General features: G+C 63.5%; 21 protein-coding genes. 9 read left to right on the top strand and 12 right to left on the bottom strand.

The genetic code is table 11. The annotated features are described in order from the left end of the window. Positions 1-480 precede the first annotated feature (480 nt). The 3 genes from RT614_RS15240 (at position 481) to RT614_RS15230 (ending at position 3,117) form a co-directional block, all read left to right on the top strand. Positions 481-1,230 (top strand): SDR family oxidoreductase, encoded by a 750-nt coding sequence (locus tag RT614_RS15240; protein WP_313622965.1) that lies wholly within the window; start codon positions 481-483, stop codon positions 1,228-1,230. Between the two features lie 306 nt (positions 1,231-1,536). Further along, complete coding sequence (locus RT614_RS15235) at positions 1,537-2,187, top strand: hypothetical protein (protein ID WP_313622964.1); 651 nt, start codon at positions 1,537-1,539, stop codon at positions 2,185-2,187. A gap of 63 nt (positions 2,188-2,250) precedes the next feature. Next, positions 2,251-3,117 (top strand): prephenate dehydratase, encoded by an 867-nt coding sequence (locus RT614_RS15230; RefSeq protein ID WP_313622963.1) that lies wholly within the window; start codon positions 2,251-2,253, stop codon positions 3,115-3,117. A gap of 54 nt (positions 3,118-3,171) precedes the next feature. On the opposite strand, the gene RT614_RS15225 is transcribed toward RT614_RS15230, so the two are convergent. From RT614_RS15225 to RT614_RS15200, 6 genes are all read right to left on the bottom strand, one after another. Next, complete coding sequence (locus RT614_RS15225) at positions 3,172-3,942, bottom strand: HpcH/HpaI aldolase/citrate lyase family protein (protein ID WP_313622962.1); 771 nt, start codon at positions 3,940-3,942, stop codon at positions 3,172-3,174. An 8-nt stretch (positions 3,943-3,950) separates the two neighbouring features. Next, positions 3,951-4,733 (bottom strand): 2-oxo-hept-4-ene-1,7-dioate hydratase, encoded by a 783-nt coding sequence (hpaH, locus tag RT614_RS15220; RefSeq protein WP_313622961.1) that lies wholly within the window; start codon positions 4,731-4,733, stop codon positions 3,951-3,953. A 9-nt stretch (positions 4,734-4,742) separates the two neighbouring features. Further along, positions 4,743-5,609, bottom strand: a complete 867-nt coding sequence (locus RT614_RS15215; RefSeq protein ID WP_313622960.1) for a fumarylacetoacetate hydrolase family protein — start codon at positions 5,607-5,609, stop codon at positions 4,743-4,745. Continuing rightward, entirely contained in the window at positions 5,606-6,478 is an 873-nt protein-coding gene (locus RT614_RS15210) for an amidohydrolase family protein (protein ID WP_313622959.1), read from the bottom strand. The genes RT614_RS15215 and RT614_RS15210 overlap by 4 nt, the downstream gene beginning before the upstream one ends. A gap of 12 nt (positions 6,479-6,490) precedes the next feature. Continuing rightward, positions 6,491-6,871: a RidA family protein gene (locus tag RT614_RS15205; RefSeq protein ID WP_313622958.1), complete on the bottom strand. Its 381-nt coding sequence runs from the start codon at positions 6,869-6,871 to the stop codon at positions 6,491-6,493. Positions 6,872-6,941: 70 nt separating this feature from the next. After that, a complete protein-coding gene (locus RT614_RS15200) occupies positions 6,942-7,910 on the bottom strand; it encodes a tripartite tricarboxylate transporter substrate binding protein (protein ID WP_313622957.1) in 969 nt (322 codons plus the stop codon). Between the two features lie 241 nt (positions 7,911-8,151). Between RT614_RS15200 and RT614_RS15195 the strand changes: the two genes are divergently transcribed. From RT614_RS15195 to RT614_RS15185, 3 genes are all read left to right on the top strand, one after another. Beyond that, entirely contained in the window at positions 8,152-8,784 is a 633-nt protein-coding gene (locus tag RT614_RS15195; RefSeq protein ID WP_313622956.1) for a flavin reductase family protein, read from the top strand. Continuing rightward, positions 8,781-9,572, top strand: coding sequence for an IclR family transcriptional regulator (locus RT614_RS15190; RefSeq protein WP_313622955.1), 792 nt, complete (start codon positions 8,781-8,783; stop codon positions 9,570-9,572). The genes RT614_RS15195 and RT614_RS15190 overlap by 4 nt, the downstream gene beginning before the upstream one ends. A gap of 414 nt (positions 9,573-9,986) precedes the next feature. Then, positions 9,987-10,265, top strand: a complete 279-nt coding sequence (locus RT614_RS15185) for a hypothetical protein (protein ID WP_313623240.1) — start codon at positions 9,987-9,989, stop codon at positions 10,263-10,265. Here RT614_RS15185 and RT614_RS15180 read toward each other — a convergent pair. Then, positions 10,178-10,510 (bottom strand): integrase core domain-containing protein, encoded by a 333-nt coding sequence (locus RT614_RS15180; protein WP_409558477.1) that lies wholly within the window; start codon positions 10,508-10,510, stop codon positions 10,178-10,180. The genes RT614_RS15185 and RT614_RS15180 overlap by 88 nt on opposite strands. A gap of 20 nt (positions 10,511-10,530) precedes the next feature. Between RT614_RS15180 and RT614_RS15175 the strand changes: the two genes are divergently transcribed. From RT614_RS15175 to RT614_RS15165, 3 genes are all read left to right on the top strand, one after another. Then, entirely contained in the window at positions 10,531-11,040 is a 510-nt protein-coding gene (locus RT614_RS15175) for a sigma-70 family RNA polymerase sigma factor (RefSeq protein WP_313622954.1), read from the top strand. A gap of 94 nt (positions 11,041-11,134) precedes the next feature. Continuing rightward, complete coding sequence (locus tag RT614_RS15170) at positions 11,135-12,088, top strand: FecR domain-containing protein (RefSeq protein WP_313622953.1); 954 nt, start codon at positions 11,135-11,137, stop codon at positions 12,086-12,088. Between the two features lie 201 nt (positions 12,089-12,289). Continuing rightward, entirely contained in the window at positions 12,290-14,644 is a 2,355-nt protein-coding gene (locus tag RT614_RS15165) for a TonB-dependent siderophore receptor (protein ID WP_313622952.1), read from the top strand. Between the two features lie 563 nt (positions 14,645-15,207). Here RT614_RS15165 and RT614_RS15155 read toward each other — a convergent pair. The 5 genes from RT614_RS15155 to RT614_RS15135 form a co-directional block, all read right to left on the bottom strand. Then, positions 15,208-16,203, bottom strand: coding sequence for a quinone oxidoreductase (locus RT614_RS15155; RefSeq protein WP_313622950.1), 996 nt, complete (start codon positions 16,201-16,203; stop codon positions 15,208-15,210). Between the two features lie 115 nt (positions 16,204-16,318). Further along, positions 16,319-17,284 carry a tripartite tricarboxylate transporter substrate binding protein gene (locus RT614_RS15150; protein ID WP_313622949.1) on the bottom strand — a complete coding sequence of 322 codons (966 nt, stop codon included), beginning with the start codon at positions 17,282-17,284 and terminating at the stop codon, positions 16,319-16,321. A gap of 37 nt (positions 17,285-17,321) precedes the next feature. Further along, on the bottom strand, positions 17,322-17,834 hold the full coding sequence (locus RT614_RS15145) for a carboxymuconolactone decarboxylase family protein (RefSeq protein WP_313622948.1): 513 nt from the start codon (positions 17,832-17,834) through the stop codon (positions 17,322-17,324). A gap of 18 nt (positions 17,835-17,852) precedes the next feature. Continuing rightward, positions 17,853-18,671 carry an SDR family NAD(P)-dependent oxidoreductase gene (locus RT614_RS15140; protein WP_313622947.1) on the bottom strand — a complete coding sequence of 273 codons (819 nt, stop codon included), beginning with the start codon at positions 18,669-18,671 and terminating at the stop codon, positions 17,853-17,855. A 14-nt stretch (positions 18,672-18,685) separates the two neighbouring features. Next, a complete protein-coding gene (locus tag RT614_RS15135) occupies positions 18,686-19,480 on the bottom strand; it encodes an SDR family NAD(P)-dependent oxidoreductase (protein WP_313622946.1) in 795 nt (264 codons plus the stop codon). Between the last annotated feature and the right edge of the window lie 54 nt (positions 19,481-19,534).

The raw sequence follows: 19,534 nt of genomic DNA, 5'->3' as shown, positions 1-19,534 counted from the left end.
ATGGCTAGCGTGGCGGCCGGAGGATGAATGGGGATGCGCCTTAAATCGTGAGCGGGAGATACCGGCGGGGCGGGAGCGCGCTGGTCTTCCTTGGTGTCCCACGTATCGTCGACGGAATTTCGTCGCGCCGGCCGAACTTCCACGGCGCTACGCCCGTCGCGTTTGGACAACGCGGAGCGCGGGGCCGCTTTGGGCGTCTGTACGACAGTGCGCATGGTTTCGCTCCGTTCGTTCGGTCTTCAGCAACCAAGGAATTCAGCGGGCAGGAAGGGAAACAGGTTGCGTCTTCTGCTTGGCTACGCCAAATATTGTCTACCTTTTATCGGCTTGCGGCATATTCGGGCGGATCGGCTCCGGCACCAATAGTTCAGCGGGACAGGGGGAACCGTGTGCGCGTTTTTCATAGGCGCAAGAACCGGATATCCGCCTGGATGGACGATCGCGAGAATGGCGACACGTCATCCAATTCGGAGAATCATCATGGGTCTGTTGCAGGGCAAAGTGGCCATCATCACGGGTGCGTCCTCTGGAATCGGCCGCGCCGCCGCGCTGTTGTTCAGCGCCGAGGGCGCCGCTGTCGTATTAAATGCCAGGGGCGAAGCCGCGCTTGAAGAGGTTGCAGCGAGCATCCGGGCAAAAGGTGGACAGGCGAGTGTCATCGCGGGCGACGTCAGTCAGCCCGAGACCCATCAGCGATTGGTGGCAGAAGCGATAAACGCATTTGGCGGCCTGGATATCGCACTTAACAACGCCGGCGCCACCGGTCCGATCGCACCGCTTGCCGTTATCACGTTCGCCGACTGGCAAGCCACGATTGCGATGAACCTGCATTCGGCCTTCCTGGGATGCGTCCATCAGATCCCCGCGATGCTCGCGCGCGGGGGCGGGTCCATCATTTTCACGTCCAGCTTTGTGGGCACCAGTGTGGGACTGCCCGGCATGGCGGCCTACGGAACCGCCAAGGCGGGGCTGATGGGGTTGGTCAAGGGTATTGCTGCCGACTACGGCGACAAGGGCATCAGGGCCAACGCGCTGCTGCCCGGCGGCGTGGACACGGCGATGGCCGGCGACAGCGCGCAAAAGGAGTGGGCGGCCGGGTTGCATGCCATGAAGCGGATTGCCCTGCCGGAGGAGATCGCTTCCGCGGCGTTGTTCCTGGCGAGTTCGATGGCGAGCTTCGTGACAGGCTCTGCCTTGTTTGCGGATGGAGGGAATGCGGCGGTGAAGTAAGCGGATCGGCGTGGCTTCGGATATACCTTGACGGAACGTCATCCGACGATCCAGGGGCATTGCATTACAGTGTTGCCTCCTCGAGATAAATGACATGCCCGCCTTCGGCAGTGCACGTCGACACGCCCCGGCTACACCCCTCAGCGAGTTTCATCGATGTCCGAACACCACCAGTTCCTGTGCCCCCGCGATATGCACTTGCCGCCGCCCGATTGGCGAGCGCTTGAAGCCAGATTGCTGGAGGGCGGATATGTGTTGGAACCGCGCGGCGATAATGTCCCGTATCGCGCGTTGCTGAATCTGAGCATGGGCCTGGCGGGCTTGAACGAAGGGTCATACCAGTATCAAGAATCCTTGCGTACGCCGGGCGACGTGATCGCGATGTATGCAAGGGCAGGGTATCTGCCAGCAAACATCCTGATCCGCCACGCCGACACCATGGAAGAGACCCTGGCGCTACTGGCCACCCATGGCATTACGCCGGCGGCGCTGTATGCCGACGCTGAGGACAGCGACTGGCACAGCCCCCAGTATTGTCTTGGCCCTGCGGCGCGGCCCTATCTCAGCGAAGACGCAAGAGCCGCCTACGACGCGGATCCCAAGAATTTTCCGCTGGTGCTGCTGGCTTATGACGGTCCAGCCCCGCATGTGGCGGTGGGTGAAAACTTTTCCGAACCCTGCCTGCCGGGTTCAGCGGAACCCCTGGAGTCCATGCCGCCGTTTGAATCGCATGCCGATTTCATCGGCGCGGCTTACGAGGATCCCGCGGCGCAATGGCGCTGTGCGGGGAATGGCCGCGACTACCGCATCCTGGAACTGGATTGGCGCTACAGCCTGGCGATGGGCTTTCGGCTGGTAAGAACAGAAGGCCTGGACCAGGAAAGTGCTGAGGGGCTGGCGGGCCTGATCGGCGAGCTGACCGGACAAACCATGGTTTGCAGCCACCGGCATTTATGAGATCGAGCGGGTAGTTCTAAGTATCATGTCCACGGACCTGCACGCGACCACCAGGAACGGAACATGAAGACTCTTACATCGCTCACCGTCTTAGGCCTGCTTACCTTGAACCTCTCCGTCAACAATCCGGCCGTGGCCGGCCCTATCGCCTACCTGGGCCCCGCCGGCTCCTGGACGCATCAAGCGTGTCTCGATCTCTTCGGGCCCAAAGACCTGGTGCCGCTCACCCGCGACGAACTCTTCAAAAGCTACACCGACGGCAAGGTCGAACGCGCCTGCGTTCCCGTCACGACGTCGGTGGTGGGTGTCACGCCGTACCTGGACGCCGTCCTTGACCTGCCCAACGTCACCATCGTCGCGGAGTATCCCAAGATGCTCGGCTACAGCCTGCTGGCCAAGCCCGGCGCCAAGCGCGAGGACATCAAGGAAGTCTTCGCCCACCCCGTGGCCTTCGAAGAGGTCAAACCGTGGGTGGACCGCGAAATGCCCAACGTGCGCCGCACCGACGCCGCCAGTGGAGGCGCTGCCGCGCAGACCGTGGCCAATAGCCCGACCTTGGACAAGGCCTCGTTCGGGCCCAAGGTCGGCGCCAGTGTTTACTCACTGGTGTCGCTGGTCGACGGCATCGAAGAGGGTCCGCACAACGTCACCCGCTGGTGGGTTCTGGGCCGCGAGATGCCCGCGCCCACTGGCAACGACAAGACGTCGCTGCTGCTCAACAAGTCCGACGACAAATTCGGCGCGTCGCTGGCGGCGCTGACCGGGGCAGGGGTGCAGGTGCTGACCGTGTATGAACGGCCTAGCAAGAAGACGCTGGATACGCACCGATATCTGATCGAAGTCGCGGGGCATGCCAAGCAAGGGGAATTGACGGCGTTTCTGGCCAAGCATGGCGAGTTTCGGGTGTTGGGGTCTTATCCCAGGAAATAGAGGCGCTCGGGGGCGGCGGGTGGCACGAATCGCGCCACCCGCCGCGGTTCATTTCTAAGCCGATACGGCGAATCGCGCCGCCAACTGATCACAATGCCGCGCCAGGATCGCCGCATCCACGCCCACCGCCGTATACAGGCTTCCCGCGGCCATGTAGCGCCGAGCCAGCGTTTCATCTGGCGTCAGCACGCCCGGCGCCTTGCCGGCCGCGCGCACCCGTCTGATGGCTTGTTCGACCTCGGCCACCACCTTCGGATGCAGGGGTTCGCCCGGATAACCCAGGCTGGCCGCCAAGTCCGCCGGGCCGATGAATACGCCGTCCACGCCATCGACCGCGATGATTGCGTCAAGGTTTTCCAGGGCTTCGCCGGTCTCGGCCTGCACCAGCAGGCACAGTTCGTCCTCGCAACGGCGCATGTAGTCGGCCACGCGGCCGTACCGCGTGGCGCGCATGGTGCCGCTGACGCCGCGCACGCCGCGCGGCGCGTAGCGCATGCCAGCGACGGCGCTTTCGGCTTCGGCCGCGTTCTGCACATAGGGCAGCAGCAGGGTCTGCGCGCCGATGTCCAGGTATTGCTTGATCTGCACCTTGTCGTTCCACGACGGGCGCACGACCGGATGACTGCCGTAGGCGGCCGCGGCCTGCAATTGCGCCATCACCGTGGGCAGCAGCACGGGCGTGTGCTCGGTGTCCAGCAGCAGCCAGTCAAAGCCGCTGGCCGCCACCAGTTCGGTGCTGTTCGGGTGGCCAAGCGTGACCCACAGCCCGGTCTGGTGGCGCTGTTCGCGCAGCGCGCGCTTGAAAGAGTTGATCGGGAGTTCCATGCGCCGTCCTAGGAAAAGTGCACCGAGATGCTGCCCAGCTTGCCGTAGTCGGCATGCAGGGTATCGCCGCGCTTGACCGCGACGGTGCGGGTAAACGACCCGGCCAGCACGATCTGCCCGGCCGCCAGGCCTGTGTCGTGCTGGGCCAGTTTGTTGGCCAGCCAGGCGATGCCCAGGGCCGGATGCCCCAGCACCGCGGCGGACACGCCGGATTCCTCGATGACGCCGTTCTTCAGCAGCAGGGCGCCGACCCAGCGCAGGTCGATGTCCAGCGGCCGCACCGGCCGGCCGCCCAGCACGATGCCAGCGCATGCCGCGTTGTCGGCGATGTTGTCGACGATGCGGCGCGGATACTTGCTGCGCCCGTCGATCAGTTCCAGCGCCGGCACCACGTAGTCGGTGGCGTCCAGGACGTCGAACAGGCTGACGTCGGGGCCATGCAGCGGCTTGCCCAGCACGAAGGCCAGCTCCACCTCCACGCGCGGCACGATCAGTTTGTCAGTCGGGATGGTCTCGCCGTCCTGATAAAACATCGTGTCCAGCAGATGCCCGTAGTCGGGTTCATCGATGCCGACGGTACTCTGCATCGCCTTGGACGTCAGACCGATCTTGTGGCCGCGCAGCCTGGCGCCCGCAGCAAGTTTCTGGTCGATGATGCGCTTCTGGATCGCATAGGCGTCCGCGATCTCGATGCCGGGAAAGGCCTGGTCAAGCTGCGTGGTGGGCACGCCGCTGCGTTCTGCTTCCAGCAGCAGGCCGGCGGCGCGGTCGCGATCTTCTTCATTCAGCATGGCGGTTCCTTAGGCGGGCACGGCCGATTCGTCGGCCACGGGGTTGGACAAGATGCCGATCCCGGCCACTTCCACCTCGACGACATCGCCCGGCTTCAGGAACCGCGGCGGCGTGAAGCGCACGCCGGCGCCAATGGGCGTGCCGGTGGAGATCACGTCGCCGGGTTTGAGCGTTGTCCAGATGGAGATGTAGCGGATCAGTTCGGCAAACGGGAACATCAGGTTGTCGGTGGTGTCCTGCTGGCGCAGTTCGCCGTTCACCCGCGTGCTGACCGTCAGCGGCGCGGCCGGGTCGAACTCGTCGGCCGTCACCATCCAGGGGCCCATCGACCCGCTGGCGTCGAAGTTCTTGCCCTGGGTCACGTTGAACTTTCCGTGCTTGATCCAGTCGCGCACCGTGCCTTCGTTCAGGCACGTCAGGCCTGCTATGTGGCTCCAGGCGTCTTGCGCGGAAATTCGGCGTCCGGCCTTGCCGATCACGATGGCGATCTCGCCTTCGTAGTCGAGCTGCTCGGACTCGGGCGGGCGCAGCAGGGGCGCGCCGTGCCCCACGAAAGATCCCGGAAAGCGCGGGAACACGCTGGGATAGGCCGGAGGCGCGCTGCCGTCCTGGTACTCCTCGTTGCGCTTGCCGTAGTTCACGCCCACGCAGATGATTTTCTCGGGCGCGGGGATCGGCGGCAGCAGGCGCACCTCGTCCAGCCGGTGCGTGACGGACAGCGTGTCGGCCAGACGCGCCAGCGCGGGCAGATCGCCGGCGTCCAGTGCGGCGCGCAGGCTGTCATGGCCGTGGCCGTCCAGCGCAACGATTTCGTCGTTGCCGCGCAGGGCGCCAAAGCGCGCGCGGCCTTGATGGGTAAAGCTGAGGAGTTTCATTCGTTGAATCCAAACAGGCGGGCAGGGTTGTCGACCAGGATCTTCTTGAGCGTCGCTTCGTCGCCGGCATAGCGCGCCAGCTGGTCCAGCAGGCGGCCTTCGTCCGGCGTCGCCTTCACCGACACCGGATGCGGCCAGTCGCTGCCCCACACCACGCGGTCCGGGTTCGCGGCGATCAGCGACTGGGCCAACGGAATCACGTCGTCCCAGGGCTGGCCTGTGCGCGAGATCTTCTCGGTCAGCGACAACATCACCCAGAAATTGCCGCGCGCCAGCAGCGATTCGAGCAGGCGCCGCGTGGGATCCGCTGCGCCCGCGTTGGGGTCCGCGCGGCCCATGTGATCCAACAGCACGGGGATGTCCAGCCGCTCGAACTGCGCGGCCTGCGCCATCATGCCGTCGGGCTCGGGCTGGAACTTCGCGTACCAGCCCAGCTCGCGGATGCGGGCGATGGCGCGGTCGAACACGTCGGGCGACATGCTGATGCCCAGGCCCTGGCGCGTGAATCGCGCGCCGCGCACGCCGGCATCGTGCAGCTTCTGGATGTAGGCGTCATCGCGCTCGGCCAGCACCACCGCATTCGCGCAACCGCGATAGGACGGTCCGGCGGCCGCCAGGCCGTCCAGCACCACCTGGTGATCCGCGCCGTACGTGGTGGCCTGCACGATCACGCCGCGCTCGATGCCCAGCAGCCGGTGCAGGCCCAGTGCGGTCTCGATCGTGGCGCTGGGCATCTCGTAGGCTGCGCCCGGGCGCACGGGATATTGGTCCGCAGAGCCGAACACGTGAAATTGGCTATCGCACGATCCGGCCGGCGGGCGATACGCCGGCGCCGTCGGATGGGAATGAAAGGGCTGGTATTGCGTCATCTTCTGGCCTCCTTATCCGATCACGGCCACGAAATCGCACTCGATGAGCTTGTCGCCATCAAGGTCGGCCTGCATCGTGTGGCGCGCCGGACGGTTCTGCGCATCCGGAAACGCTTTCAGCCACACCGCATTCAGCGCCGCGCGCTGGCTGCGGTCGCGCATCCACACGGTCATCTTCGCGACATGGTCCAGCGACCCGCCGCCCGCTTCCACGATGCGGCGCACGTGGTCGAACATCAGTTCGCACTGGCGTTCCAGCGACTCGCCATAGGCGCCCGTGGCCGGATCGGTGCCCTGAATGCTGCCGGAATAGAGCATGGCGCCGATCCGGCAGGCGGCGGGAATGGGATTCTTGTGGCTGAAGCCTTCGGCGTAGATGCTGCGTCTGCTCATGGCGGGTTCCGTATCGGGTCGATGTATGGGGGAAGGACGCCGGCGCTGATGCCGCGGCGGCGTCCCTGGATCAGTTGGCCGTAATGCCGGCGCGCTTGATGATCGGGGTCCAGCGCGCGTCTTCGGATGCCAGATAGCGCGTGAATTCCTCGGGCGAACTGCCGCGCGCCTCGGCGCCCAGATCATCAAAGCGCTGGATGATCGTCGGCTCCGCCAGGATCTTGGTTAGCGCCGCGCTCAGCTTGTTCAGGACATCTGGCGGCGTGCCCTTGGGCGCAAGCAGGCCGGTGAACGTCGCCGCTTCCATGCCCTGCACACCGGCTTCGGCGAACGTCGGCACGTCCGGCATCGACGGCACGCGCTTGGCCGTCGTCACCGCCAGCGCCCGCAGCCGCCCCTCCTTCACGTACGGCAGCGCTACTGAAATCTGGTCGAAATTGAAGTCCACCTGGCCGCCCAGCAGATCGGTTGTGGCGGGCGCATTACCCTTGTACTGGGCTGTCGTCCAACGCGCGCCCGTCAGCGATTGCAGCAGTTCGCTGACCAGATGATTCGTCGTTCCGGCGCCCGGCGACGCCATGTTCAGCTTGCCCGGCTCCTTCTTGGCCAGCGCCAGCAGTTCATCGAGCGTTTTGGCGGGCAGGCCTGGCCGCACCTGCAGCACCAGCGGCGTGAACGACACCGAACTGATCGGCGCGAAATCCCGGTCCCACTTATAGGCCTCGCGCTTGAATATCAGCGGCGAGAACAGCAGCGGGCCATTTGCGGCCATGAACAGCGTGTAGCCGTCCGGGTCCGAACGCGCCACCTGCTCGCCGGCGATCATGCCGCCCGCACCCGGCTTGTTCTCCACGATGAACGGCTGCCCCAGCGCCGCCTGCAACCCCGGCGCGATAAGCCGCGCCGCCACGTCCACATTCCCGCCGGGCGGGTAGGGCACAACAATCTTCACGGGCTTCTCAGGCCAGGCGGCGTGCGCCATCGAAGTCAGGACGGTCAGCGCCACAGTGGCGCAGGCGCGGAGCGCGGTGCGGTTCATGGTTAGTCTCCTGTGCGTGTCATCGCGTTTTGTTTGTTTGATGACACTGTAGGAATTGCCGCTATGTCGAACAACGCGAATTTCGCAAAAAGTTCCGGATATTGGACTCTTTTCAAACTGGAGTTTGGAGGTGGTGTGTGGACTTGGCTTTCAGCACCGGAAAATAAGGCTTGGCGCACTGTTTGCGCATCGATACGGCCAAATTTGATGTTCAATATCCGGACTACGGAGCGAGACAACCATGCACTTCCCCGCCACCGACCTGAACCCCGAACAGACCTATCGGTTGATGAGCGGCATCGTCGTTCCCCGGCCCATCGCCTGGATCAGCAGCGTCAACCGCAACGGCGGCGTCAACCTGGCGCCCTTCAGCTGCTACACCTTCGTCTCCAACCAGCCACCCATGATCGGCGTCAACATCGGCCGTAAAGCCGGCGAACGCAAAGACACTGGTCGGAACATCATGGAGAACGGCCATTTTGTCGTAAACATCGCGGACGAGACGCTTCTGGATCCGTTGCACGAGAGCGCCCAGGAGCATCCGCCGGAAGTGAGCGAAGCCGAGTTATTGGGCTTGGAAGTTCTTCCCGGCACGGTAATCGCCACGCCTCGTCTTGCCGCCGCCCCCATCAGCCTGGAATGCCGGCTGCACAGCGTCACGGCGTTTGGAAACACCGGCGCCGAATTCTTCGTGGGCGAAGTCGTCATGTTCCACATCCGAGACGGCCTGATGCAGGACGGCAAGATTGACACCGGCCTGCTGCGCCCCATCTGCCGAATCGGCGGGCCCAACTACGCATCGCTGGGCCCCATCGTCACCAAGCGCGGCATCGCGCAGACGGCGAAGGCGGTGATGAAACCGGAGGCCGCATGAGCGATCCCGACGATAAAAGCGCGTCGGGCGCGCAAACCGTCCGGCGAGCGCTCGCGCTGCTGCGCTTGATTGCGTGCGGGCAAGAGCGGGGCGTGCGTCTGGTGGACTTAGAACGGATGTCCGGCCTGAATCGCCCGACCGTGCATCGATTACTCAAGACCTTGGTTCAAGAAGAGGCCGTCGAACAGGATCCGGAGACGCGGCGGTATTTGATCGGGCAGGAGGTCACCCTGCTTGGGCTGGCGCGCACGCGGCGGTTTCCGTTGCTGACGCTGGCGGATCCGTATATGGCGGAGCTGGCGGATCAGGTAGGGGATACGGTGTTCCTCAGCATCCGGCATGGGCATGACTCGATATGCATTGGCCGGCGGACGGGACGGCACCCGATACAGGTGCTGTCGATTGAGGTCGGTGTTCGCAGGCCGCTGGGGGTGGGGGTCTCTGGCGTCGCGTTGCTGGCCAGCTTGGATGCCGAGGAAAGCGAGAGTCTGGTGCGCAGCAATGCGGCGCGGCTGGAGGTGTTGGGGGAGCGGGTGGAGGATGTGATTGCTCGGGTTGACGTGGCGCGGCGAGAAGGGCTGGCGCATGCGCCGGCGGGGCTGATGCCGGGGACCAGCGCGGTCGCGGTGCCGATCATGTCGGCACGAGGCGAGGCCTTGGGGGCGATTACCGTGACGGCGATGGCGGAACGGTTGGGAGTGGAGCGGTTTGGGGAAGTGGTGGAGCGAATGAGGCAGGCGGCGACGGGGATTGCGGGGCGGCACGCGCAGGTTTTAAGTAGAACCTGAGTAACTGGGTTTCAGGTCAGATGCCTCGTCAGGCCTCTTCAGGATTTTGTGGAAGAATGGCCGAGCTACAGAGCTATGTCCATTGATTGCGAAGAAATCGTAGGGCGCATAAGACACTGCTGATCGACCAGGTTCTGGTTATTCGTGACATTCGTCGCTTACCTACTAGCCAGGGCGAAAAGATGGACGACGATGCAGGCATTGGAAGTGTGCTCGGGACTGTGTGGTCGCCAGTGACCCTCTCGCTGCGGGCGCAACCATGATTCGAATACAGAGATGGTCGGGAGTGCTAGCCCACGATCCCCGATTTCAATGGGAAGCCTCGAGAAGAACTGCTGTGAGCCCGAAAGAGGTGCTGCTAATCGTGTCTCGATCTTCTCGCGTAGTCAGGCGCACTTCGTACCCGAAAACGAAATGAAGGCTGTCTTGATTGTTCTGGCAATGATTGCTGCATTGTGCGGGTGTTCCGATTCGCCCCAAGGCCGGTGGGAGGTCACCGCTTCTATAGACGTGTATGCGGAAAATGACGATGTTGCGCCGGTCATTTTTTCGCTTGCTCCCGGTGAAGTCTGTTCGCTAGGCGAGGGATGGAGCTATCAGAAGGTCTACAGATTCAAACGAGTCTCTTGTGGCAAAGGAAGCGGGTGGGTGATGACCGATGATGAGTTCAGGGAGATTTCTGACAACCGTTGACGATATATAAACCAGAGCCCATCCTGTCTCGTTTTTCGCTTGTGGTGCAGCGTGATGAATTCCTGCACGTTAGGGTATTCATCACGCAGTCGACCGTTGAATGACTCGATATGCCCATCATCGGGAGGTTTACCGGGGCGCGTGTGATCGAGCTTGATACCGCGTGGGTATGACGCCGCCTGTTGCGCGCAAGCTGCGCCGGCACTCACCCATTTGTTGCAATTAATAGTATTTCTTATTCGCATTCGGTAGACTACGCGGCATCTTGCAATCTACCGACTCACTTTCTCTTCCTGCAGTCGAGCAGCTTTATCGCCATCACCATGGCTGGCTGCAAGGCTGGCTCCATCGCAAGCTGGGCGACAGCGGCGATGCGGCCGATCTGGCGCATGACACGTTCGTGCGGCTGATGGCCGCGCGCCGGCCTCCCGTGCTGCGCGAGGAGCCGCGCGCTCTGATCACGCATATTGCCAAGGGGCTGCTGGTCGACCATTGGCGCCGCCGGGCGGTGCAGCAGGCCTATTTGGACGCGATCGCGCATCTGCCCGAGCCGCAGGTGCCGTCGCCGGAAACGGGCCTCATGATCGTGCAGACGCTGGTGGCCATCGACGCCATGCTGCGGCGCCTGCCCGACGCCACGCGCGACATGTTCCTGCTCGCCCAACTGGACGGGCTGACGCTGCAGGAGATCTCCGAGCAGACGGGCAAACCCGTGATCACGGTTCGGCGCCATCTGCGCAAGGCCCTGATGGCCTGCATGACCGTCGCCGCATGAGCGGGTGGCTGACAACCTGCCTCGGCGCGGGGGCCTGTACGCACTTTCAACCTGTAGCGGCGATCACGGACGTATTCGCCGGGGCTGGGACGCCATGACGGCCGTGCCGGGCGACATGCTGCTGGAAGAAGCGGCCGACTGGATTATCCGGCTGCGTTACGAGCCCGCCGATGCGCAAACACAACGGGTGTTCGAGCGTTGGCTTGCGCAGGGCGAGGCCCATGCGCAGGCCTGGGCACGCGCCGAACAGGTGCTGGGCGCATTTGACGGGCTGCCTGCAGGAATCGGACATGACGTGCTGCGCGCCACCCGCAAGCGGCAGGGCCGCCGCGCCGTGCTGCGCGTGGCGCTTGGGCTGGGCGTCGCGGCGCCGACTGGCTGGATTGCGTGGCGCGAAGCGCCCGCCTGGCGCGCCGATCTGCGCACCGCCGCGGGCGAACAACTGACTCGCATGCTCGACGATGGCACGCGGCTGGTATTGAACAGCGGCAGCGCCGTCGACCTGCGCTACGGAACCGCCGAACGCCGTCTGGTGCTGGTGGCGGGCGAGGTGCTGGTGACTACCGGCCACGAGACGGAACCCACGTATCGGCCGTTCGTGGTGCAGACCCCGCAGGGCGAGGTGCAGGCCTTGGGCACGCGCTTTTCGGTGCGCCTGATCGACGATCGCACCGAGGTCATGGTGTTCGAGCACGCGGTGCTGGCGCGTCCGGCGCACGCCGCGCCCTTGCGCATCGACGCCGGGCAACGGGGCAGCTTCACGCTAGGCCAGACCGGCGCGCTTGCGCCCGTGGACGACAGCGCGGCGTTCTGGGAGCAGGGGATGCTGGTCGTGCGCGACCAGCGCCTGGCCGATGTGGTCGCAGAGCTGGCGCGCCATCGCCCGGGCTTCCTGCGCTGCTCGCCCGAGGTCGCCGACTTGCGGGTGTCAGGCGCGCTGTCGCTGCGCGATACCGACGCGGCCTTGAGCGCCTTGGCCGAACGCCTGCCGATCGCGGTGCAACGCGTCACACGCTATTGGGTATCGGTCGGGCCGGCGGGCGCTTGAACGGCCTCGCATAAAAATATTTTGCATCGAGGTGATCACTTTTTCGTTGTCGTACGGAGTAGGAAGTGAGACCGCATCGAGGGGATGCGGGCGCTTCCAGCTTGACGATGAAAGGATGAAAGAGTGATGGCACGTGTACGCGCAGCGCGGGGCAGAGGATCCCGCAAGGCAATGATCTGGTCGGCTCTATGGTGCACGGCCATGGCAAGCGCGACGGCGGGCGCGCAGTCCGCCGCGCAGACCGGCACGGCGCCAGCCTCGCAGGTGCGCTCCGTGGCGATCGGCGCGGGACCGCTCGACACCGTGCTGTCGCGCTATGCCGCCGCCGCGGGCGTACAGATCGTCTACGACCCGGCCTGGCTGGCAGGCCGCCAGAGCCCGGGCATCTCGGGCGAGATGAGCGTGCAGCAAGGTTTTGACCGGCTGCTGGCGGGCACCGGCTATCGCGCCGTGCCCGGCGCGGCGGGCACCTATTCCATGCAGGCCGCGCCGCAAGGCGGGGTCACCCAGTTGGAAGCCGTGACCGTCACGGGGATGGCCGAACGCGCCACCAGCGAAGGGACGGGCTCGTACACCAGCAATGCGGTCACGCTGGGCAAGGGCACGCAGACGCTCAAGGAAATCCCGCAGTCGGTGTCGGTCGTGACGCGACAGCAGCTCGATGACCAGAACCTCAATAGCCTGTCGGACGCGATGCGTAACGTGACCGGCATCACTGTCGAAACGCTGTCGAGCGGCGGCAACATGTCCGGATTCATTTCCCGCGGCTATACGCTGGATTCCATCCAGGTCGATGGCATGCGCGCGCCGGCCGGGGCCGGCAACCTGTCGGCGGGCTTCGACCTGGCCATCTACGACCGCATCGAAGTGCTGCGCGGCCCGTCCGGGCTGTATCAAGGTACCGGTGAGCCGGGCGGCAGCGTGAATCTCGTGCGCAAGCGTCCGCTGCAGGAATTCGCCTTCGGTGCGCAGGCCAGCGTCGGATCGTGGGACTACTACCGCGCGGTGGCCGACCTGAGCACGCCTTTCGATAGCGAAGGCAAGGTGCGGGGGCGCTTCATTGCGGCCTATGAAGATCGCGGCTCCTTCGTGGACCGCGTGAATTCCGAGCGGCCCACGATCTACGGCATCGTCGAGGCCGATCTGACGCCGAACACCACGCTGGCCGCCGGCATCACGCATCAACGCGCCCGCATTACGCCAGCATTCGGCCTGCCGGCCTATGCCGATGGCTCATTGCTCGACGTGCGCCGCGGCACCAACCTCAGCGCCGAGTGGAACTACATCAAAGAAGAAACCACCGAGGTCTTTGCCGACCTCGAGCACCGGCTCGGCGGCGGCGGCTCCGTGAAGGCGAGTGTCTTCCATCGCGATACCGATACACCCACCCGCCTGACCACCTGGCCCAACCGAGCCGTCGATCCGGTCACCGGCGATACCAACGTCATTGCCTGGTCGTACCGCAATCACTGGAAAACCACGGGCGCGGACGCCCACGTGAACCTGCCGTTCGAAGCATTCGGCCGAGAACACAGCGTGCTGGTGGGCGCCGACTACAGCTACACGCACAAGCAGTTCAACTACGGCGGCGGCTCCATATTCCCGACCAACGTGTACGAGCCGGTCATCGACATGCCCCTGCCCGAAATGGAGCAGGTCAACGGCAACGACGGGCGCACGAGCGAGTTCGGCCTGTACACACGGGCGAATATCCAGGCCACCGACCATTTGAAGGTCATCGCCGGCGCTCGCCTGAGCTGGTGGAAAAACGACGCGCGCAACGCCAACCAGTACTTCGGCGACTTCAGCCAGACCGAAACGCGCATCTCCGCGCGCCCCTCGCCGTATGCCGGGTTGGTGTACGACCTCACGCCGCAGCTGTCCGCCTACGCCAGCTACACCAGCATCTTCCAGCCGCAGACCGAGATCGACGCCCAAGGCAACACGCTGTCTCCGCGCGTCGGGCGCCAGATCGAAACGGGCCTGAAGGGCTCGTTCATGGACGGCGCGCTCAACGCCCACGCCGCGCTGTTCCAGATCGTGGACCGCAACCGGGCGATGAGCGATCTCAACAATCCGATGTATTCCGTGGCCGCGGGCAAGGTGCGCAGCCAGGGCTTCGAAACCGAGATCAGCGGATCGCCGCTGCCGAACTGGGACATCGTGGCGGGCTATGCCTACACGCAGACCAAATACCTCGAGGCGGCCCAAGGGACGGAAGGACTGTCGTACAGCACGATCACCCCGCGCCACGCCATTAACCTGTGGACCCGCTACCGCTTTACGGAGCCGGCGCTGGAAGGCTTCAGCGTGGGTACGGGCGTGCGCTGGAATAGCGGGAATTATCTGCAGAGCGGCAAAGTGCGTTGGGAGCAGGGGAGCTATGCGCTCGTATCGGCCCAGATCGGCTACCGCTACAACCGCCATGTCGAAGGCACGCTGACGGTCGACAACCTGTTCGATCGTAAGTACTACGAAAAGCTGGGTGGTGCTTCGCGGCAGAACTACTACGGACAGCCGCGCAGTGTGATGTTGACGATGCGGTATCAGTATTGAGGCGAGTTTGATGGGGAGCAGGGCTGGCGATCTTGGACGTCAGCCCCTGCGGCCGAAATGGCGTAGCGAATTCACCGTAAGAAAACACTCGATACATGACGGCGCATATTGAACCCGCCATTCCCTTGATCTGTCGACTTGATCCCCTACACTAAGTCGTTAACCAGGGAGCGATATGTCGATTCAAACGTTAAGCCGCTGCGGTGTCGTGCTGTTTCTCGCCGCGCTGAGTTCGGGTTGTTCAATAGGCAACGAGTGCGCGTGGTACCGCAGCAGCTGCATCTATGAGGGGCAGTATGACTCGGGCGAGGAAGATTATGCGGAAGATGAAGCGAAGCGGTTGAATAAGGAGTCGACGGATCGGTTGCGTCGGAGTTCGGGGGATTGATAGGCGGGTTGAACCCGTGAAACGCACGAGGTCTTGCACAGCTGCTGGAATAGTGCCGTCTGTAAATGGCCAGTTCAGCAGCTGACCATGCGTCGCCGCGGCATGGATTTCTCGCGCGGATCAGCGCTTCGGAGCCGCCCAGTCGAGACAGCGGGAAGTCGTTTTGAACGAACTTCTACGGCACGATGATGATCGAGCCCGCGCTCTTTCGGCTTTCCGCCAGCGTGTGTGCATCGGCGACGTCCTCCAGGGCGACCCGGGCGGCAACTGATGCCTTGAAATAGCCCCGTTGCATGGCGTCGAATACTTCTGCCGCGTTCTCCCGAAACGTTGCGGGGTCGGCATTGTGGGGAAAGACGGACGGCCGCGTCAGAAAAAGACATCCTTTCTTGTTCAGCAGTTCGGGATCGATGGACGGAGCAGGTCCTGACGCCGCTCCGTACAGGACGACCATGCCGAATTTGGCTGTGCAGTCCAGGGATCCAAGAAAGGTGTTCTTGCCGACGGAGTCATAGACCACATCAGCCTTTCTGCCATCGCTTGCCTTGATGACCTGGTCGACCCAATCTTCCTCGCTGTAATTCACCGCGTGGTCACAACCTGCATTGATGGCGATCCCACATTTTTCGACCGATCCGGCCGTGCCGATTACGATGGCTCCCAATGCCTTGGCCCATCCGCTCAGGATCTGTCCGACGCCGCCTGCCGCGGCGTGAACGACCACGATGTTCTCCTTCTTGACAGGAAAGGTCTTGCGAACCAGATACTGGGCCGTCATGGCCTTGAAAAAGACGGCAACAGCAGTTTCGTCGTCGATTCCGTCGGGAATTCGCGCAAGCTTTTCTGCGGGGACGTTACGCCGGCTGCAATATGCGCCAACACCGGCATTCATATAGACCACGTGATCACCGACGCGAAAGTCGGTGACACCCGAGCCAACCATTTCGACGATACCCGCGGCTTCGTGACCCAGGCCGGTGGGCAAGGGAAGTGGGTACTTGCCGGCACGCTGATAAATGTCGATGAAGTTAAAGCCGATTGCGGTCTGCTTCAGCTGGACCTCGCCCGTCGCAGGAGCAGGGATATCGATGGTCTGCAACTTCAAGACGTCCGTTCCTCCAAATCCCTGGAGTTGGATGGATCGGCTTTCCGTGGCGCGGTGGTCAGTCATTGAGGCGTCCAAGGTGGTTGAGCGATGATGAATGAGGCCTGCCGCCAAACGTGAGGCGACAGCAGGGGCCTTCACCCGCGCTTGCGTGCATGTGTAAAGGTCCGGGGATCGGGAGTTACTCCCGTATCAGGCCAACACCCCGGGAAAACAGTGCGCGCTGCTGCTGCAGATAGGCACCATACTCCTTGGGCCCCATCACACTGACCTCCGCCCCTAGCGTGGCCAGGGTTTTTTCCACCTCGGCGCCGTGCTCAGCCACCACCTTGCGCGCGGCCTGGTAAAGCGCATCGATCACTTGGGGCGGTGTGTCCTTGGGCGCCATCAGGCCGTAGATCGTCGGGCTGCCCACGTCGTAGCCCAGCTCCCGCACGGTCGGCACGTCCGGGTAGGCGACCAGGCGTTTATCGCTGAACACGGCAAGCGGCCTGAGGCCGCCGGCGTCGATATGCGCTTGCGCGGGACCGACCGCCGAGACCGCGATATCGGTATGTCCGCCTAGTAACGCGGTTACCGCCGGGGTGCTGCCCTTGAACGGGATATGGCGCAGGGTGATCTTCGCTTCGGAAGCAAAGAGTTCTCCAAGAAGGTGGCTGATGCCCATGGCGCCCGACGTGCCATACGCGATGGCGTCGGGACGGGCCTTGGCATCGGCTACGACATCGGCCAGGGTCTTGTATCTGGATTTCGAGGGCGCAACGATCATCATGCCACCCAGCGAAATCCCGGCCACGGGTGCGAAGGAATCGGTCGTATAGGTGACCTCTTTATTGGCGAGCGGCACGACCACAAGTGAACCGGGAGAGCTTCCCACCAGCGTATATCCATCTGGCGCCGAGCCGGCAGTAAACGCCGCGCCGATGCCGCCGCCCGCCCCAGGCTTGTAGTTCATAACCAAGGGCTGGCCCATGTATTGCCCCATTTTCTCGGTGATGGGCCGCAGCATCCTGTCGGTGTCGCCGGGTGAAAAGGGAATGACCAGTTGCACCGGTCGGTCGGGATAGGGCTGTCCAGCGTGGGCTGTCGTACTCAGGGCCAAGCCCAGAGCGCACGACGCCACGATGCCTCCGAAATACTTGCGCATTGTTGTCTCCCATTATCGTTATGACGGACTTTGCCGCTTACTCGTGATCGACTTGTATGGCTTCCAGAAAACGCGACACCATGTTGTAGGCGGCGATGGTCGCCGTGATCTCCACGATCTCTTTCTCGTTGAATAATGATCGCAGCGTCGCGAAGGTTGCCTCTTTGACCCGGATGTCGCGCGTCATCTCATCGCAGTACGCAATGGCGGCTTGCGCCTTATCATCCAGCGCGGCCCGGTCTCCCACTTTCAGGGCGGCCACCTGCTGTTCGGTGCAACCTTCTTTCAATGCAATGGGCAGATGCTGCTCGAACTCGTAGTCGGCCTGGTTCAACACCGCTACCCGCAGGATAAGCATCTCTCGTATCCGGGCAGACAGGCCGCTCTTTTGGCGGATGGCTGTCAGGTAATTCAGCCAGCCTTCGGCGACGGGCGGACTGTTCAGCAGCATCCTGTACAGATTCGGCAGACTGGCGCGCTCGTGCTGTATGCGCTGGACCAGTTCCCGGGTTTCCGGCCTGGTGACATCCGCATAGGAGATTCTCGCCATCGTGGGTTCCTCTTTGTCTCAATCGCACCGTGCGCTCATGCCGCCATCTACGATGAGCTCGGTGCCGGTTATGAACCTGGCTTCGTCCGAAGCCAGGAAGAGCACGGCGTTCGCCGTGTCGCGCCCGTCCCCTTCGAAGGGCAGGGGAATGCGTTTCCGGCGCTTTTGCAGCAACGCCTCGATATCGCCGGCGGTCTGCTGTGCGGCCAGGAAAGCATCCACCAGCGGCGTGTGCAACTGGCCCGGCAGCACGGTATTTATACGCACGCCGCACTGGGCGTACTCAACCCCGGCAACGCGGCCAAACTGCATCACCCCCGCCTTTGCGGCCGCATAGCCAACCTGCGGCGCACCCGTCCAGCGAATCGCAGAGGTAGACGAGACATTCACCACCGCGCCTGCGCGCTGACGCGCCATGATGGGCAGCACATGCCGGCACGTTGTAAACACTGTGGTCAAGTTCAGCGCCAGCTGCTTCTGCCAATCGTCCTCTGACAACGCGCCAGGACCGCCTGCGATAGGGCCGCCGACGTTGTTGATCAGGATGTCTATCCGGCCGTGCCTTTGCAGCGTCTGCTCGATCAGCGTCGCAACTTGGCTCGAATCCTGGACATCGCAAATCTGCGTCTCGATGCGATCGCGGTATCGACCGGCGCGTTCCAACGTCTCCGGCAGCGATTGTTCATCCTTGTCCACCGCGACCACCATGGCGCCTTCCTGTGCCAGGCGCACGGCGATCGCGCGCCCATTGCCCCAGCCGGGGCCGGTGCATCCGGCGCCAAATACCAGCGCCACCTTGCCCGCCACCCGTCCTGTCTGGCAGTTCTCTTCGTCCATGATTTCCCCCAGGCCTAAGGCGTGGACAGCGTGATGCCGCCGTCCACCACCAACTGTTGGCCGGTGATGTAGCGGCTCTCGTCGCTGGCCAGGAAGGCCACCGCATGCGCGACATCCCAGCTATCGCCCATACGGCCCGTGGGCACCTGCTGATGCCGATGGGCGACGAAGCCCTCGTAGTCACCTTGGGCGTACTTCTGCGCCAGGCGCTGCACCAGCGGGGTAAACATCAAGCCTGGCACCACCGAGTTCAGACGCACGCCATCTTTTGCGTAGATGACGGCGGTAGTCGCCGTCATCTGCATCAAGGCGGCCTTGGCGGCGGCATAGCCCACCTGGGGTTTGCCCGCATACCTAAGCCCTGCGATGGATGAGATGTTGATGATCGAGCCGCCTCCCGCTGCTGTCATGAGCGGAATGACGTGCTTGCAGCAGAGAAAGGCAGAGGTCAGGTTCACCTGGATCTGATCGTCCCAAGTTTCCTCGGACATGCTGACCGGATCCCCCGGCTCGGACCTGCCAACATTGTTGACGAGGATATCGATGCGCCCATAGGCGGCGACGCAGGCCTCCACCAGTTCGGCGACCTCACGTGCATGCCGGACGTCGCATTGCCGCACCTGGATCCGGCCGCCCTTGGCTTCGATCGCCGCGGCAGACTGCACCGCCGCATCGATGTCGACATCACAGCCATATATCGATGCCCCCAGCCTTGCCAAGACCGCCGCCGTTGCCTTGCCATTGCCCCAGCCGTCTCCCAGGGTCCCGCATCCCGTCACCAGCGCAATCTTTCCATCGAGGCGAAACATGTGATCTCCAGATACCGTTCTGGATTCAAGCTTAGGACGGCACAGCTTCCAGGT

The sequence above is a fragment of the Achromobacter sp. genome (assembly GCF_032102605.1).
Classification (GTDB): Bacteria; Pseudomonadota; Gammaproteobacteria; order Burkholderiales; family Burkholderiaceae_B; genus Achromobacter.
Note: the sequence above shows the minus strand (reverse complement) of the source record. Positions and strands in the feature narration are given on the sequence as shown.